The sequence below is a fragment of the Bordetella trematum genome (assembly GCF_900078335.1).
GTDB classification, from domain to species: domain Bacteria; phylum Pseudomonadota; class Gammaproteobacteria; order Burkholderiales; family Burkholderiaceae_B; genus Bordetella; species Bordetella trematum.
Map to the genome: position 1 here is coordinate 253,358 of NZ_FKBR01000050.1, position 16,600 is coordinate 269,957.

Annotated in this window: 16 protein-coding genes; 10 read left to right on the forward strand and 6 right to left on the reverse strand. The window is 66.1% G+C overall.

Annotated elements, in window-relative coordinates; genetic code table 11:
- Positions 1–44: 44 nt before the first annotated feature.
- From A7V84_RS20445 to A7V84_RS20455, 3 genes are all read left to right on the forward strand, one after another.
- Entirely contained in the window at positions 45–497 is a 453-nt protein-coding gene (locus tag A7V84_RS20445) for a DUF2214 family protein (protein ID WP_025517747.1), read from the forward strand.
- A complete protein-coding gene (locus A7V84_RS20450) occupies positions 498–1,271 on the forward strand; it encodes a helix-turn-helix transcriptional regulator (RefSeq protein ID WP_025517748.1) in 774 nt (257 codons plus the stop codon).
- A 93-nt stretch (positions 1,272–1,364) separates the two neighbouring features.
- Positions 1,365–1,985: a LysE family translocator gene (locus tag A7V84_RS20455; RefSeq protein ID WP_063492066.1), complete on the forward strand. Its 621-nt coding sequence runs from the start codon at positions 1,365–1,367 to the stop codon at positions 1,983–1,985.
- 27 nt (positions 1,986–2,012) lie between these two features.
- Here the strand turns inward: A7V84_RS20455 and A7V84_RS20460 are convergent, their stop codons facing one another.
- The 5 genes from A7V84_RS20460 to A7V84_RS20480 all read right to left on the reverse strand — a co-directional run bounded on the left by A7V84_RS20460 (position 2,013) and on the right by A7V84_RS20480 (position 7,935).
- A complete protein-coding gene (locus A7V84_RS20460) occupies positions 2,013–3,140 on the reverse strand; it encodes a TIGR03364 family FAD-dependent oxidoreductase (protein WP_063492065.1) in 1,128 nt (375 codons plus the stop codon).
- Between the two features lie 80 nt (positions 3,141–3,220).
- On the reverse strand, positions 3,221–4,213 hold the full coding sequence (locus A7V84_RS20465; RefSeq protein WP_376765128.1) for a putative 2-aminoethylphosphonate ABC transporter substrate-binding protein: 993 nt from the start codon (positions 4,211–4,213) through the stop codon (positions 3,221–3,223).
- Between the two features lie 95 nt (positions 4,214–4,308).
- On the reverse strand, positions 4,309–5,124 hold the full coding sequence (phnX, locus tag A7V84_RS20470; RefSeq protein ID WP_063940029.1) for a phosphonoacetaldehyde hydrolase: 816 nt from the start codon (positions 5,122–5,124) through the stop codon (positions 4,309–4,311).
- Entirely contained in the window at positions 5,121–6,845 is a 1,725-nt protein-coding gene (locus A7V84_RS20475; RefSeq protein ID WP_231886844.1) for a putative 2-aminoethylphosphonate ABC transporter permease subunit, read from the reverse strand. The genes phnX and A7V84_RS20475 overlap by 4 nt, the downstream gene beginning before the upstream one ends.
- Positions 6,846–6,858: 13 nt before the next feature.
- On the reverse strand, positions 6,859–7,935 hold the full coding sequence (locus A7V84_RS20480; protein ID WP_025517759.1) for a putative 2-aminoethylphosphonate ABC transporter ATP-binding protein: 1,077 nt from the start codon (positions 7,933–7,935) through the stop codon (positions 6,859–6,861).
- Between the two features lie 163 nt (positions 7,936–8,098).
- Here A7V84_RS20480 and A7V84_RS20485 point away from each other — a divergent pair, with 163 nt between their 5' ends.
- The 6 genes from A7V84_RS20485 to A7V84_RS20510 all read left to right on the forward strand — a co-directional run bounded on the left by A7V84_RS20485 (position 8,099) and on the right by A7V84_RS20510 (position 14,716).
- Positions 8,099–8,974 (forward strand): LysR family transcriptional regulator, encoded by an 876-nt coding sequence (locus tag A7V84_RS20485; protein WP_025517761.1) that lies wholly within the window; start codon positions 8,099–8,101, stop codon positions 8,972–8,974.
- A 230-nt stretch (positions 8,975–9,204) separates the two neighbouring features.
- Positions 9,205–10,776 (forward strand): ABC transporter substrate-binding protein, encoded by a 1,572-nt coding sequence (locus A7V84_RS20490; RefSeq protein WP_033533948.1) that lies wholly within the window; start codon positions 9,205–9,207, stop codon positions 10,774–10,776.
- Positions 10,777–10,841: 65 nt separating this feature from the next.
- On the forward strand, positions 10,842–11,831 hold the full coding sequence (locus A7V84_RS20495) for an ABC transporter permease (protein ID WP_025517765.1): 990 nt from the start codon (positions 10,842–10,844) through the stop codon (positions 11,829–11,831).
- Positions 11,831–12,745 carry an ABC transporter permease gene (locus tag A7V84_RS20500; RefSeq protein WP_025517766.1) on the forward strand — a complete coding sequence of 305 codons (915 nt, stop codon included), beginning with the start codon at positions 11,831–11,833 and terminating at the stop codon, positions 12,743–12,745. The genes A7V84_RS20495 and A7V84_RS20500 overlap by 1 nt, the downstream gene beginning before the upstream one ends.
- Positions 12,746–12,752: 7 nt before the next feature.
- Complete coding sequence (locus A7V84_RS20505) at positions 12,753–13,727, forward strand: ABC transporter ATP-binding protein (protein ID WP_025517767.1); 975 nt, start codon at positions 12,753–12,755, stop codon at positions 13,725–13,727.
- Complete coding sequence (locus tag A7V84_RS20510) at positions 13,724–14,716, forward strand: ABC transporter ATP-binding protein (protein ID WP_063492064.1); 993 nt, start codon at positions 13,724–13,726, stop codon at positions 14,714–14,716. Before A7V84_RS20505 ends, A7V84_RS20510 begins: the two co-directional genes overlap by 4 nt.
- Positions 14,717–14,722: 6 nt before the next feature.
- On the opposite strand, the gene A7V84_RS20515 is transcribed toward A7V84_RS20510, so the two are convergent.
- Positions 14,723–15,343: a LysE family transporter gene (locus A7V84_RS20515; protein WP_063492063.1), complete on the reverse strand. Its 621-nt coding sequence runs from the start codon at positions 15,341–15,343 to the stop codon at positions 14,723–14,725.
- 61 nt (positions 15,344–15,404) lie between these two features.
- Between A7V84_RS20515 and A7V84_RS20520 the strand changes: the two genes are divergently transcribed.
- Positions 15,405–16,322: a LysR family transcriptional regulator gene (locus tag A7V84_RS20520; protein ID WP_063492062.1), complete on the forward strand. Its 918-nt coding sequence runs from the start codon at positions 15,405–15,407 to the stop codon at positions 16,320–16,322.
- Positions 16,323–16,600: the final 278 nt, after the last annotated feature.

Below are 16,600 nucleotides of genomic sequence, written 5' to 3' on the forward strand. Positions count from 1 at the left end.
CAGCCGATGGCCTGCCTCCGCCGGCCACCTGCAAGGATCTCCCGATGCTGCAAGACGCACTGCTGGCCTGGCTGCACTTTCTCGCCATTTTTCTCGTCATCATGTTGATCACCGCCGAATCGGTCATGCTGCGCCCCAGCCTGACTCGCGAAGGCGTGGCACGGCTGGTGACTTACGACCGCTTCTATCTGCTGGCCCTGCTGGCGGCGCTTGTCACCGGCGGGTTGCGCTTTGCCTTCGGCGCCAAGGGCGGCTTCTTCTACATGATCAACCTGTGGTTCCATGCCAAGGTGGCGCTCTTCATCCTGATCGGCCTCTGTTCGATCAAACCGACATTGACCTATCTGCGCTGGCGCGATGCCATCCGGCGCGATCCCGCCTTTCTGCCCACGCCACAGGCCATCGCCCAGACCCGTCGCTGGGTCATGTGGGCTGCCCATCTGCTGATCGCCATCGCGCTGTGCGCCACGCTGGTGGCACGCGGCATCGGCGCCTGAATGCCCGGCCTGGCTCGCTTCTGGCGCGATGCCGCCTTGCCTTTCGCCGAAAGCCGCCGCGCCATCGACAGCCGGGCCTGCTACCGGCCGCACAGCCACGCCACGCTCTCCATCGGCGCCGTCGATGCCGGACGCAGCCGTTTCAGTGGCGCAGGGTCGCAGGACCAGTGGCTGGCCCCTGGCTGCCTGGTGATCGTGGCAGCCGGCCAGGTGCACGCCTGCAACCCGCCGCCAGGCCAGCCCTGGAGCTACCAGATGCTACACCTGGAAGCTGCCTGGGCGCAGCGCCATGGATGGCGGGCTCAGGGCGCACGCATTCTCAATGACCCGGCCAGTTACCGGTACTTCTGTCGCGTCAATCGCCTGCTGTTTTCCGATGCCGCCCCGACGCGCAAGACCGACGCGCTGATCGTATTGCTCGCCCGGCTGGCGGATGCACCAGCCCATGAGTTACCCGGCCCGCCCGACAGTGCGACGCTCGACCCGCTGTTGAGCGCACTGCGCGCGCAGGCAGGCGACTCTCCCACGCTGCCGGATCTGGCGGCGCTGGGCGGCATGAGCCAGTTTCAGCTCATCCGCGCCTTCCGCCGCCTCACCGGCCTGCCACCGCACGCCTGGATGCTGGACCAACGCGTCATCGTGGCGCGCGAATGGCTGCGCGCCGGGCAGCCGCTGGCCGAGATCGCGCAGAACCTGGGCTTTGCTGATCAAAGCCATTTTCAACGCGTATTCAAGGCGCATACCGCCGTCACCCCGGGCCAGTATCGCGCCTGACCCGCAAGACGGCGCGCCCTGCAATTTCCTTCAATACAGGCGGCTCGCGCCTGGGCAGACTGACGGTTCGTGCATGATGTCCAACGTCTTCCCATGGCTTCCTTTCTGCTTGTCGCCTCGGCACATTTCCTGGCGCTGCTGTCGCCCGGCCCCGACTTTTTCCTGATCGCCCGCAGCGTCCTGGCCCACGGCTGGCGGACGGCCTGCGCCGTGTGCAGCGGCATCGCCCTGGCCAACGGGCTGTTCATCCTGCTGGCCTTCAGCGGCGCCGGGTTGCTGCAGGATGGCAGCCCCGGATTTCTTGTCCTGCAGGCGGTTGGCGGCGCCTACCTGCTCTATCTGGGAGCGCTGTTTCTGCACCATGCGGGACGCAGCGCCCTGCTTCCCGTGCCGGCCAGCGGCGTGCCCTCCCGGGCCATTCGCGCCTTCGCCATGGGACTGGCCTGTGGCCTGCTCAACCCCAAGAATGCCCTGTTCTATGCCAGCCTGGCCGCCTTGCTCGGCCCCCAGCTTCCCTGGCCGCAACGCCTGGGCTACGGTTTGTGGATGGTCAGCGTGGTCCTGGGCTGGGACCTGGCCATTGCGGCGCTGATAGGCCAGCCGCAGCGGCTGCGTCAATGGAATCGTTGGCTGCCCCTGCTGGAGCGCAGCTGCGGGGCGGTGCTGGCCCTGGCCGGCCTGCTGTTGCTGGGCAGGTTGGTCTGGCCACGCTGAGCGCCGCCCCGCAGAAAACCGGACGGGTCAGTGGCCCAACGCGCCCGCCACCGCGCGCTCGGCGATCGCGAGGCCGACCGTCATGCCTACGCCCGAATGCATCACGGCGACCGTAGTCTGCGCGTCAGCCTGCATCACCGAGTAAGGCGCCGGCCCATGCGCGCCATAGACGCCCTGCCAGCGCTCACGCACCAGCAGGCGCGCGCCCAGCGCCTGCTGGGCCAGCGCCAGCAATGCCTCGTCGATCGACTCGTCGTTGAAAGGCGGCGCATCGGCGCCGTAGCGATGCGAGTCTCCGATGATGAGTTCGCCGCCGGGCGTGGGACTGATCAGCAGGTGAATGCCTTCGCGCATCAGGAAAGGACTGCGCGCCTCGAATTCCTGCCGCAGCCGGCGGGCGCTGGGAAGATCGGAGAAGGCCCCGTAATGCACACAGGACAGCCCCGTGAGCAAGGGCCGGTCAAGGTCAAAACCATCCTGTGCAAAGGCCACGCGCAGCATCTGCAGGCGGCTGAGCTCCAGGCCGAGCGGAGCGAACAGCTCAGGCCACAGCGTCAGGTAATCATGCCCGGGGCAGACAAAGACATGATCGGCCCGCAACACCCCCGCCGTGGTGTGCACCTCGCCCTGCGCCGCTCGCTGCACCAACGTGCCGGACATGAGCGTCACGCCCAGCGTCTGCAGATGGGCCGTGATCGCCGGCAGCGCCTCGCGCGAGTAGATCTGCAGATCGTCGAAGCCACGCAGCGCGGCGCAATGGTGATCCAGCCGGCCGCCGAAACAGGCCGAGAGCTCACGCTGGCTGAGCAGTTGCGCAGCATAGCCTTCGGCCACCATGCGTTCGCTGGCGAATTCCTCCAGAACCTCGCGCTCCAGCGCCGTGCGCGCCAGCACCAGACTGCCGTTGGCGCGCACATGAAAACCCGCGCCCGCAGCCAGTTCCAGCCAAAGCTGGCGGGTCTGACGGGCCAGCCCAGCCATTTCGCCAGGGGCCTGGCCAGTCACCAGCACCTGGCCGAAATTACGGATGGTGGCGCCATGCGCCTGATGGGCGCGCTCGATCAGCGCCACCGACAGTCCGCGGCGGGCGCAGGCCCAGGCATGGGCCACGCCCAGCATGCCACCGCCCACCACCACGACATCAAAGCTTTTCATCTTGGATTTCTCGTATTCGCATTGCAGTGCGCCCCCGAGCGGCAGCCCATCGCCGCCGCTCGGGAGTCAAGCCTTCGGCCTCAGGGCTTCTTGGCTTCCGACTTGCCGTCGTAGCGCTTGGCCCATTCGGCCAGGATGCGTTCGCGCTGGGTCGCGGCCCACACGAAGTCATTCTTGATCATGCGCTCGGCCAGGTTGGCAGGCAGATTGGGATTGGAGGTGGCCACCGCCGGAATGGCCAGCACCGCGAAGTTGGCCTTGTACAGTTCGTTGGCTGCGCGGCTGGCCGAGAAATCGGCCACCTTGCGCGCGGCCTCGGGATGCTTGGTGCCACGCATGATGGCCGTCGCCTCGACTTCCCAGCCCAGCCCTTCGGACGGGAAAATCAATTCGATCGGCGCACCGTCAGCCTTGAGTTTTGCGCCGCGATAGTCGAACGAGATGCCGATGGGGAACTCGCCGGCCGCAGCCAGGTTGCAGGGCTTGGAGCCGGAATGCGTATAGCTGCCGATGTTCTTGTGCAGGCCATCCATGAAGGCCCAGCCCTTCTCTTCGCCGAACATCTGCAGCCAGGCGCTCACGTCGAGAAAGCCCGTGCCCGAGGAGGCCGGGTTGGGCATCACGATCTTGCCGGCATACTCGGGACGCGTCAGGTCCTGCCAGGAGGTGGGTTTGGGCAGCTTCTGCTTTTCGGCTTCGATGGTGTTGAAGCAGATGGTGGCGGTGAAGGCATCCATGCCGACCCAGGCCGGCACTTCGCGGCTGTCGCGCATGTTGGCCGAGATCTGGTCCAGCCCCTTGGGCGCATAGGCTTCAAGCATGCCTTCCTTGTCCATCAGGCCCAGCGACGTACCGGCCAGCCCCCAGACGACGTCGGCCTTGGGGTTGTTCTTCTCGGCCAGCAGCTTGGCGGTGATGATGCCGGTGGAGTCGCGCACCCAATGGATCTTGATGTCGGGATACTCCCGTTCGAAGGCAGCCTGGTAGGCCTTGATCTGATCGGCTTCCAGGGCGGTGTAGACCGTGATGTCGGTCTGCGCGGCCAAGGCCGGGGCGCTGGCCAGGGCCAGCATGGCGCATACCTGCTTCAGGATGGGTCGGAACATGAGGAGAGACTCCGTCGAGGGGAAAAGGAATAAGGAAAAAAGCGTCCGGGAGCGGCAACGCGTCAAGGCCGTTGCCCGCGCGCCAGGCGTGCGGCGATGTCATCGAGCACCCCGGGCAAGGCCTGGACGCTGTCGATCAGGTAATGCGGCGCCGCCGGGGCCAGGACCGCGCTGGCACGCTCGCGCGCAGCCAGCCGGCCGGCCTCGTCGAGCGCGTGATATTCGTCCAGGGTGAGGCCGGCGGCATTGCCGGAGAGCAGCAGGCCCACGGACCACATCCCCGCCCGCCGGCCTTCTTCGATGCCAACCGCCGTGTCGTCGACCTTCACGCAACCGGCCACATCGGCCAGCCCGAGCTGGATGACGTTCTGCAGCGCCATGGCCGGAGCCGGGCGCGCACGCGGCACCTCGTCGCTGGCCACGACCAGCGGCAGGTCCAGGGCTTCGGCGCGGGCACGCTCGCGCACGCGCTGCATCACTGTCAGGGGATAGCCCGAGCAAGAGCCGATTTTCAGCCCACGCGCCTGCAGGGCTTGCACCGTCTGCAGTGCGCCCGGAATGAGATCGGAATACTGCGCCACTTTTTCGAGCTGCATGGGCAGGAAACGCTCGTAGATGGCCGTGACGGCAGCGTCGTCGGGATCGACGCCAAAGCGTGCGCGATACTGTTCGGCGATGGCCGGCAGATTGCAGAGGCTGCGGATGTGATCCCACTTGCCCATGCCCATTGGGCCGCGCGCCTGCGCCAGAGTCAGATTCACGCCGAACTGGGCGAAGGCCTCGACAAACACCCGCGTCGGAGCGAAAGAGCCGAAGTCGACCAGCGTGCCGGCCCAATCAAAGATCACGGCTTCAAGCCGGGTAGGTAGTGCGTTCATGGTTTTCCAGATGGGGAAGAAACGCCCGACGCCTGACGCCATGCCTGGGCACGACGCAGCAGTCCATGGCTGGCCGCGTGCAGCAACAACGACACGCAGGCGGACGTGGCCATGATGACCGCGCACATGGCGGCGGCCGGGCCGATGGCCCCGGCGTCGTCCATGTTGAGCACCGCAACGGCGGCCAGCATGGTCGAGGGGCTGTAGAGGAACACGACGGCCGACACCGTGGTCATGGCCGAGACAAACAGAAAGCGCGCCGTCTCCAGCACGGCCGGCAGGCAGATCGGCAAGGTGACGCGCCAGAAGGTGGTCAAGGCATTGACCTTGAGCGCGGCGGCGGCGGCTTCGAACTCGGGGTCCAGACCGCCCAGCGCGGTCACGGCGGTCAGGTGCGCGCTGGTGTAGAAGTGCACCACGGTGCAGATCACCAGCAGGGTCATGGTGCCGTAGAGCCCGTTGAGGGGATTGTCCGGGCTGTTGAAGAAGAAGATGTAGCCCAGGCCCAGCACCAGTCCGGGCACCGCCATCGGCGTAAGCACCAGCAAGCCGGTCAGGGTACGCAAGGGGCGCGCCGCGCCGCGCGCCGGCAGTTTCTCCATCATCCAGGCGCCGGTGAACACCAGCGCCGTTCCGACCAGCGCCGTCAACGCCGCCAGGGTCACGCTGTTGCGCCAGGCTTGCCAGCCTCCGCCATCCATGTTGTCGAAGTCATAGGAGCGCAGCGACAGCGACAGGTTGTAGGGCCACATCTTGATGAAGGATGCCCACACCGCCACGCCGACCAGCGCAGCCAGCGCCAGCACGACCACGGCGCACACGCCCAGGAAGGCGGCATCGCGACGACGGTTGCTGCCCGGCTCATAGCGTTGCGAGCGCCCGCTCAGGCCGGCGCCCTGACGCGCCCGCACCCGCCGGTCCAGCGCAAACGTCAGCACGGCGGGCACCAGCAGCATCAGGCCGATGGCCGCGCCCTTGGAGAAGTCCTGCTGCCCGATGACGGCCTTGTAGGCTTCGACCGCCAGCACGTTGTAGTCCCCGCCCACGACCTTGGGCACGCCGAAATCGGTGACAGCCAGCGTGAACACCAGGCAGCATGCGGAAAACACCGCGTAACGCGTGCCCGGCAGCGTCACCGTCAGGAAGGTGCGCAGCGGCCCGGCGCCCATGGCGCGCGCGGCATCGTACAGCCGCCCATCGGCCACGCTCAGTCCCGTCACGAGGATCATGAGCGCATGCGGAAAGGTGTAGAACGCCTCGCCGGCCACGATGCCCCAGAAACCATAGATGGTGGCGCCACCGCTCAAGGGTTTGAGCAATCCCTGGTTGCCCAGCAGATAGACCAGCGCGATCCCCGGCAGCAGTGAAGGCGCCAGCAAAGGCAGCAACGCCAGCGTGCGCAAGCCGCGCTTGAACGGCAAGCGGGTGCGCGTCAGGCCATAGGCGAAGGCGTAGGCGCAGGGCAGCACCAGCGCCATCGTCGTCAGGCCCACAGCCAGGCTGCGCCCGACCATGGCAAGGAAGTCGCCTTGCACGATGATCTGATGAATGAGCGTCAGGCCCCCATTGGGGCCGGTCGCCGCGCGGGCCAGGATGGCGAACAGTGGAAAGGCCAGAAAGATCAGCAGGCCCAGCGCATAAGCGCCCTGGCCGCCCGCGATGGCGCTGCGCCCGAGCCAGCCCGGCAGGGCGCGGCGCAGCGGCACGGAAACGGCAGTCATGTCGCGGCGGGCCTCAAGCATAGGAACACAGCGCTTCACGCGGCAGCTCCACCCAGCAGCGGCCGGCCGCGTGCGGCTTGAGCAAGGCATCGCCCTGCTCGGCGGCGACCATGGCCTGCAGCACCTGCCCGTGCATGCCGTCGATGCTCAGGGTCAGGCGGTAGTGGCTGCCCAGAAAGACGCCATCCTGCACATCGGCCAGCAACACATTGGCGCCGCCGGCCTGCTCGGCGCGCGCCAGCCGCAAGGCCTCCGGACGCACGAAAAGACGCCCCTGTTCGCCGCGCGGCGCCGCGGCCACCTGCAATACCTGCCGTCCGACCCGGACATGATCGTCATCAACGCGCTGATATTCCAGCCAGTTGGCCTGCCCGACGAAATCGGCGATGAAGGCGGTGGCCGGTTCGCGATAAAGTTGTCTGGGCGTGCCGTATTGTTCGATGCGCCCGCCATGCATGACGGCGATGCGATCGGCCATTTCCATGGCCTCTTCTTGGTCATGGGTCACCATCAGCGTGGTGATCGCCAGGCGGCGCTGCAGGGCGCGCAACTCGGCGCGCAAATGCGCCCGCACCCGCGCATCGAGCGCCGACATCGGCTCGTCCAGCAGCAGCAGCGAAGGCGCCGGCGCCAGTGCACGGGCCAGGGCCACGCGTTGCTGCTGACCGCCCGAGAGCTGCCCGGGATACTTGCCCGCCGCACCCGCAAGCCCCACCAGATCCAGCATCTCCTGAACGCGCGCGGCCACATGCGGGCGATGCGCGCGCCGGGAGCTCAACCCGTAGGCCACGTTCTGCTCGACCGTCAGGTTGGGAAACAAGGCATACGACTGAAACAGGATGCCGTAGTCGCGCTGGGCGGGCGCAGCATGCGAGATATCCCGCCCGCACAACATGATCGTTCCGGCATCCTGGACATCCAGGCCGGCGATGGCGCGCAGCAGCGTGGTCTTGCCGCAGCCCGACGGCCCGAGCAGGCAAACCAGTTCGCCGGCGCGCACATCCAGCGATACGCCATCGAGCGCCACATGGCCGCCGAAGCGCTTCTCCAGATTGCGTATCGACAAAAACGTGTCTTGTGCCTGGCTCATTACCTTCCCTTGTCCTGTCTCGGGCACCATGCCCGACGGCTAGTATCAAGGGCTAGCATTGACTGTCTATGACAGTCCGCACAAATGCAGTAATAAAAGCATCACGTTTTTTTGTTCAACTGACGGCCTGGAACTTTTCAGCGCTTGCGCGCGCCCGGATCTCTTGCTCGTCGCCGAACTCAAATCCTTCTATGCCGTCGCCCGCTGCGGCTCCGTCACCAAGGCCGCCGGCCAGCTGGGGGTCAGCCAACCCACGGTCACCAGCCAGTTGCGCCAGCTGGAATCGCGTTACGGCATCGAGCTGTTCCATCGGCAAGGCCGCAGCCTGCGGCTCTCGGATGCCGGTCACCGCCTGATGCCACAGGTCGAGCGCCTCATGCTGCAGGAGACCGAAATCGAGTTCCGCCTGCGTGATGCCAGCGAGCTTCGCGAAGGTACGTTGCGCATCGGCGCCACCGGCCCCTACTACATCATGGACACGGTGCAGCGCTATCACCAGCGCTATCCCGCCATCGAGCTGTCGCTGTCCATCGGCAACTCCCAGGGCATGCTGCAAGCGCTGCGCGAATATCACATCGAGGTCGCCACCTCCGCCTATGCGGTCGACGACCCGCAACTGTACCGCCGCACCATCGCGGCCGACCCGATGCGCCTGGTGGTGCACCGCGAACACCCCTTGGCCCGCCTTCAACGCGCGCCTTTGCAAGCCCTGGAATCGCATACCCTGCTGTTGCGCGAACCCGGCTCCATGACGCGCCAGCTGACCGAAGACACGCTGACGCAGGCGGGCGTGGCGCCATCGCGCACGCTCGAGATCGGCAGCCGAGAAGCCATCCGCCAGGCAGTCCTGTGCAAGCTGGGCGTGAGCCTGATCCCGGCCAGCGAGGTGCCTCCCCACCCCCAGCTGGCCGCGCTCGAACTGAGCGACTGCACGGTGATGATGCATGAGTACCTGTACTGCCTGCGAGAACGCCAGGCCGTGCAGCCCATCGAACGCTTCCTGGCGCTGGCGCCGGACTGCCAGGCCACGGCCGACTGACCCGCCGGGGCCCCGCTCCCACCCGAAAGTGCCCTCGGCCGAACTATTCGACCAAGTACGACGGCCGCGACGGCGCACGGCATAGTGCGCGCCTTCGCTTATATCCATATGGTTGCGCCGCAATCCAAAACTGCGGATGCTGGGCGGCTATGAGCACAAACCCTGGATTGACGCTGCATTTGGCAGTGCGGCAATATTTTCCACAATTCAGCCTAACGTCAGGAACCCTTATGCGCCGTACTCTGCTTGCGCTGGCCATCGCCGCCGCGGTTGCCATGCCCGGCCTCTCCCAGGCCAAGACCTTCCGATGGGCCGCCCAGGGCGACATCCTGACGATGGACCCCCACTCCCAGAACGAAGGCATGACCATCGCCGCCAACAGCTACGTCTATGAGCCGTTGGTTGCCTATGACGCCGATTTCAAGGTGGTTCCCGCCCTGGCCACCGAATGGACCCAGGTTTCGCCCACGCTGTATCGCTTCAAGCTGCGCGAGGGCGTGAAATTCCACGACGGATCGGATTTCACCGCCGATGACGCGGTCTTCTCCATCCATCGCGCCATGGCGCCCACCTCCAACTACAAGGCCTACACCACCGGCATCAAGGAAGCGCGCAAGCTCGATGACCACACCATCGAAATCGAGACCAGCGCTCCCAACCCGGTGCTGCTGCGCCAGTTGCCCAACGTGTTCATCATGAACAAGGCCTGGGCCGAAAAGCACAAGGTCGAACAACCCCAGGACTTCGTCAACAAGGAAGAAACCTTCGCCACGCGCAACACGAACGGCACCGGCCCCTATAAGCTCAAAACCCGCGAGGTCGACGTTCGCACCGTGTTCGAAGAGAACCCCGATTGGTGGAACAAGAAAGACAAGATCGGCAACGTCACCGAAATCGTCTTCACCCCCATCAAGCAGAACGCCACCCGCACCGCTGCGCTGCTGTCCGGCGAGATCGACTTCGTGCTTGATCCCGCCGCCCAGGATCTGGAGCGCCTGCGCCAGCAGGCCAAGGTGGTCGAAGGCAACGAGTACCGCACCATCTACCTCGGCTTCGACCAGAAGAACCCCGAGCTGCGCTACTCCAACATCAAGGGCAAGAACCCCTTCCAGGACGTGCGCGTGCGCGAGGCGCTCTATCGGGCCATCGACGTCGATGCCATCAAGCGCGCCGTGATGCGCGGTCTGTCGGCGCCCACCGGCACCATGATCGCACCCCAGGTGCACGGCTGGACCGAAGACCTGCACAAGCGCGTTCCCTACGACCCGGCCAAGGCACGGGAACTGCTCAAGGATGCCGGCTATGACGGCACGCTGAACTTCACGCTCGACTGTCCCAACAACCGCTATATCAACGACGAAGCCATCTGTCAGGCGGTCGTCGGCATGTGGGCGAAGGTCGGCGTGAAGGCATCGCTCAACACCATGCCGCGCGCCACCTACTTCCCCAAGGTGCAATCGCATGACACCAGCGCATTCCTGTTTGGCTGGGGCGTGCCCACCTTCGACGCGATGTACACCCTGCAGAACCTGATCCACAGCAAGGGGGAAGGCGCCGACGGCATGTACAACCTGGGCAACTACAGCAACAAGGACCTGGACGCCATCATCGACGGCATCAAGACCGAAACCGACGCCGCCAAACGCGACGCCGATATCCACAAAGTGCTGGAGGTGCACGCCAAGGAGTTCGGCCACATCCCGCTGCACGATCAGGTCATACCCTGGGCGATGCGCAAGAACGTAGACGTGGTGCACCGGGCCGACAACCGCCTGGTCGCCGATTGGGTCAAGGTCAACTGATCCGTCTCGTGTTTCACGCGCGGCGGCCCGCGGGTCCGGGTTGCCGCGCCTAGCGGTGATATTCCATGTTTGCATTTGTTCTGCGCCGCCTTCTGCAGGCCGCCGCGGTGATGGTGACCGTCGCGTTGCTGGCGTTCGTGCTGTTTCAATACGTCGGCGATCCGGTGACCATCATGCTGGGCCAGGACGCCACCGATGCCGAGCGCACCGAGCTGCGCGCCCGGCTCGGCCTCGATGATTCGCCTCCGGTACAGTTCGCCCGCTTCGTCGGCAATGCCCTGCATGGCGATTTCGGCATGTCGCTGCGCCAGAGCGAACCCGTCTCCGACCTCATCAAGAGCCGGCTGCCCGCCACGCTGGAGCTCTCCCTGGCGGCAGCCATCCTGGCGCTGGTGGTGGGTCTGCCGCTCGGGGTCTACACCGCCCTGCGGCGCAACGGCCTGCTCTCGCAACTGGTGCTGACGATCTCCTTGCTGGGGGTGTCGCTGCCGACCTTTCTCATCGGCATCCTGTTGATCCTGGTGTTTTCCGTCCAGCTCGGCTGGCTGCCCAGCTACGGACGCGGCGAGACCGTCGCGCTGGGATGGTGGAGCACGGGACTGCTGACGGCCTCAGGCTGGAAGCACCTGATCCTGCCCGCCATCACGCTGTCGCTCTTTCAGATGACCCTCATCCTGCGCCTGGTGCGCTCGGAAATGCTGGAGGTGCTGCGCACCGACTACATCAAGTTTGCCCGGGCCCGGGGGCTGCGGCGCCGCGCCATCCACTTCGGTCACGCCCTGAAGAACACCATGGTGCCGGTCATCACCATCACCGGCCTGCAACTGGGCGGCATCATCGCCTTCGCCATCGTCACCGAAACCGTATTCCAGTGGCCCGGCATGGGGCTGCTGTTCATCCAGGCCGTGCAGTTCGCCGACATTCCGGTCATGGCCGCCTATCTGTGCCTGATCGCGCTGGTGTTCGTGGCCATCAACCTGGTGGTGGACCTGCTGTATTTCGTGGTGGACCCGCGCCTGCGCAGCGGTCTGTCGCGCCAAGGAGGGGGGCACTGATGCAAGCCTTGCTCAAACGCTGGTGGGACAGCGATCTGTTCTGGTCCTGGCGCCACGCGCCGGTGGCCATCATCGCTACCGTGGTGCTGGCGCTCATGCTGGTGGGCGCTTTCGGCGCCGGCTGGGTGGCCCCGCACAACCCCTTTGACCTGACCTCGGTGGAGCTGCTGGACGCGCTGTTGCCGCCGGCCTGGGAGCCCTCGGGAACCAGCAACTACCTGCTGGGCACCGACAGCCAGGGGCGCGACCTGTTCTCGGCCATCCTGTACGGCACACGGGTATCGCTCCTGATCGGCCTGGCCTCGGTGCTGCTGTCGATGCTGATCGGTATCGTGCTCGGGCTGATCTCCGGCTATGTCGGCGGACGGGTCGATGCGCTCATCATGCGCATCGCCGATGTGCAGCTGTCTTTTCCCGCCATCCTGATCGCCCTGCTGATCGATGGCGTGGCACGGGCCGCCGTGCCGCGCGACATGCATGAAATCATTGCCTTCCCGGTGCTGATCGGCGCCATCGCGCTGGCCGGCTGGCCCCAGTATGCGCGCACCGTTCGCGGCTCGACGCTGGTCGAGAAAAACCGCGAATATGTCCAGGCCGCACGCGTGATCGGCGTGTCCTCGCCTGTGATTATGTTCCGCCACGTCCTGCCCAATGTGCTGGGTCCGGTGCTGGTGCTGGCCACGGTACACCTGGCCACGGCCATCATTACCGAGGCCACGCTGTCCTTTCTGGGCGTCGGCGTTCCTCCCACCGCCCCGTCGCTGGGCACCCTGATCCGCATCGGCAATGACTTCCTTTTCTCGGGAGAGTGGTGGATCACGATCTTCCCCGGCGCGGCGCTGGTGCTGCTGGTGCTGTCGGTCAACTTGCTGGGCGATTGGCTGCGCGATGCGCTCAATCCGCGCTTGAACTGAGGTGGCCATGACAGCACTGCTCGAAGTCAAGAACCTGTCGGTTTCCTTCCCGACCCGACGCGGCGTCCTCAAGGCCCTGGATGATGTCTCGTTCTCCATCGCGCCCGGTGAAATCCTGGGCGTGGTGGGCGAGTCCGGCGCCGGCAAGTCGCTCACGGGCGCCGCCATCATCGGCCTGCTGGAGCCGCCGGGGCGCATCAGCGGTGGCCAGATCCTGCTTGAAGGCCGCCGTATCGACGATCTGCCCGAAGAACGCATGCGTCAGGTGCGGGGCCGCCAGATCGGCGCCGTGTTCCAGGATCCGCTGACCTCGCTCAACCCCTTGTACACGGTGGGCCGCCAACTGGTCGAAACCATCATGACCCACCTGCCCCTGAGCCGCCGCGAGGCGACCGAACGCGCGGTGGATCTGCTGGCCGCCACCGGCATCCCGGCCGCACGCGAACGCATCGACCACTATCCGCACCAGTTCTCGGGCGGCATGCGGCAGCGGGTGGTGATCGCCCTGGCGCTGGCCGCCGAACCCAAGCTGGTGGTGGCCGATGAGCCCACCACCGCGCTGGATGTCTCCATCCAGGCGCAGATCATCGAACTGCTCAAGAAGCTCTGCCGCGAACAGGGCGCTTCCGTGATGCTCATTACCCACGACATGGGCGTGATCGCCGAGACGGCAGATCGCGTGGCCGTCATGTATGCCGGCCGGCTGGCCGAGATCGGCCCCGTGGCCGAGGTGATCCATCGCCCGCGCCACCCCTATACGGCCGGGCTGATGGGCTCGATCCCCACGCTGGACGGCCAGGTCGAGCGTCTGGTGCAGATCGACGGCAGCATGCCGCGCCTGAACGCCATCCCGCCCGGCTGCGCTTTCAATCCGCGTTGCAACCGGCGCATCGGGCGCTGCACGCGCGAGCGCCCCGAACTGATGGGCGACGGCGTTTCAAGCGCCTCCTGCTGGCTGCTGCAAGAGGAGGTCGCGGCATGACCAAGCCCCTGGTGAAAGTGCAAGACGCTGCGCGCTGGTTCGACGTCTCGCCGCCCTGGCTGGAGCGCGTGCTGGCGCGCCGCCCGCGCGTCATGCTGCGCGCCGTGGACGGGGTATCGTTTGAGATCGCGCGCGGCGAGACCCTGGCGCTGGTCGGCGAGTCGGGCTGCGGCAAGTCGACGGTGGCGCGCATGCTGGTCGGTCTGTACAGCCTGACCCGCGGCGACATCCAGTTCGACGGCCAGCCGCTGTCCGACATGCAAGGCCGCAGCGGGCGCGCCTTGCGCAGCCGTCTGCAGATGATTTTCCAGGACCCCTTCGCCAGCCTGAATCCGCGCTGGCGGGTCGGTCGCATCATCGCCGAGCCCATGCTGACCCACACACACATGAGCGCAGCCGAACGCAGCCAGCGCGCAGGCGAACTGCTGGCTCAGGTGGGGCTGGATCCGGCAGACCGCAACCGTTACCCGCACCAATTTTCCGGCGGCCAGCGCCAGCGCATCTCGATTGCCCGGGCGCTGGCGGTCAAGCCGGAGTTCCTGGTGTGCGATGAGCCCACCTCGGCGCTGGACGTCTCGGTGCAGGCCCAGGTGCTCAACCTGATGAAAGACCTGCAGCGCCAGCTCGGCCTGACCTATCTTTTCATCTCGCACAATCTGGCGGTGGTGCACCACGTGGCCGACCGCGTGGGGGTGATGTATCTCGGCCGGCTGGTGGAGGTCGCCAGCCGCGATGCGCTGTTCGCCCATCCGCGCCATCCGTATACCCGCATGCTGCTGGAGGCCATTCCCGACATCCATGGCGCCGGCAAGCCACGCACGGCCGTGGCCGGCGAAGTCCCCAACCCGCTCAACCCGCCCACGGGCTGCACCTTCCACCCGCGCTGCCCCTATGCCAACGCGCGCTGCAAGCAGGAGGCGCCACTCAGCCTGCCGGCGGGCGACGGCGTAGTGGCCTGCCATGCCATCGAGGAAGGACGCCTGAGCTAAGGCCTTTCAGCGCTGCTGGCGCATCAGCATCAGCAGCACGCCCAAGCCAGCCAGCAGGCCGCCGAAGATGCGATCTATCACATGGCGCACAGCCAGCAGGCGGGCACGTACCACGGTGCTGGAAAAACACAGGGCCACCAGCGTGAACCACAGCCCGTGCGCCAACGAAATGAAGGCCCCATAGCCCAGCTGGATCGCCAGCGGCGTGCCGGGCTGGATCACCTGCATGAACAGGCTGACGATAAACAGGGTCGTCTTGGGGTTGAGCGCATTGGTCAGGAACCCGGTGCGCAAGGCCGCCCAATCGGACATCGGGGCCTCGCCGCCCGCTGCCGGCGTATCTGCCGCCGGCCCGGCGCGCAGCAACTTCACTCCCAGCCAGATCAGATAGGCCGCCCCGGCCAGCTTGATGGCATGAAACAGCCAGGCCGATTGCTGGATCAGCAAGCCCACCCCCAACAGGGTGTAGCACACATGCAGCCACACGCCGGCCGCGATGCCCAGCGCCGTCAACACACCCGCACGGCGAGAACGCATCAGGCTGTTGCGGGTGACCATGGCGAAATCAGCCCCGGGGCTGATCACCGCCAGAAGGGTAATGGTGATGACAGCGAACAGTTCAGTCATGCTGGCAGGACTCGTTCTATGAAACCTTTATCCTAGTGAAAACGACGGACGGCGACTAACGATGAAAAGCTACGATAACGGTAACTTGAACGCACAATCTGGCGATGCCCGCCTGCCCTCCCTGCAGGCCCTGCGCAGCTTCGAGGCCGCCGCCAGACGGGAAAATTTCACCCAGGCTGCGGCCGAATTGCACTTGACCCATGCCGCCATCAGCCGGGCGGTCCGTACACTGGAAGACGACCTGGGCGTGGCGCTCTTCGAGCGCCGCAACCGGCGCGTCTACCTGACCGAGGCCGGACGCAAGCTGGCGCGGGCGGTTGCGCAGGGCTTGAGCGTGATGCAGGCAGCCACGCGCGACCTGCGTGCTCAGGCGCGTCGCCCGCGTCGCTGGGTGCTGTCTTGCGAACCTACGCTGTTGATGCGCTGGCTGATCCCGCGCTGGCCGCAGTTCCAGGCGCTCGCGCCGGATATCGACGTGCATCTGGTGGCCGGCGGCGGCCCGTTTCGCTTTGATGACGGCATCGATCTGGCTATCCGGCGCAACGATTTCACCCTGCCACCGGCCTGCCATGCAGAAATACTGTTTGCCGAACGGGTGGGCCCTGTCTGCCGGCCGGCGTGCGTCGGCGCTTGGTTCGAGGGCCCTCCCACCCGTCTGCGTCCGCATGCCCCGCGCCTGCACAGCCAGACCCGTCCTGATGCCTGGGATACCTGGGCCTGCGCCAGCGGCCAGCCAGGCGCTGACACCCACGGCCAGACCTTCGAGCACTTCTATTTCAGCCTGCAGGCTGCCGTCGCCGGTCTGGGCGTGGCCCTTGGCCCCTGGCCGCTGGTGCGCGACGATATCGAGAGCGGCGTGCTGACCGCGCCACTGGGTTTCATCGAAGACGGCTCGCATTACTGCCTGCTGTCGCCACACCCCATAGAGGCCGACCAGCCACAGGGCCGACTGCTGGCCTGGCTGCGCACCGTGGCCTGAAGCTCGCCTGCGTTACAGCGCCCAAAGGCCGGACCTGGCGACGATCTGCCGGTGTGCAATAAGGGCGCCAGACGTTGCGGGATGCTTGCGCTGCTGCCTGGATACCGACAGGACATGTTGCGATCTCTCAACGTCATCAAGTCATCGGATCCGAAACGACAATCGGCACGGCAAGCCCGCACAGACCGAAGATGGCTTGCGTACGCCCGTCTCCACCGTGCCCCCATCGCTTTCACCGCAGCCCTGACATCTTGTCAGCGCCATTCATAGGAAATCTC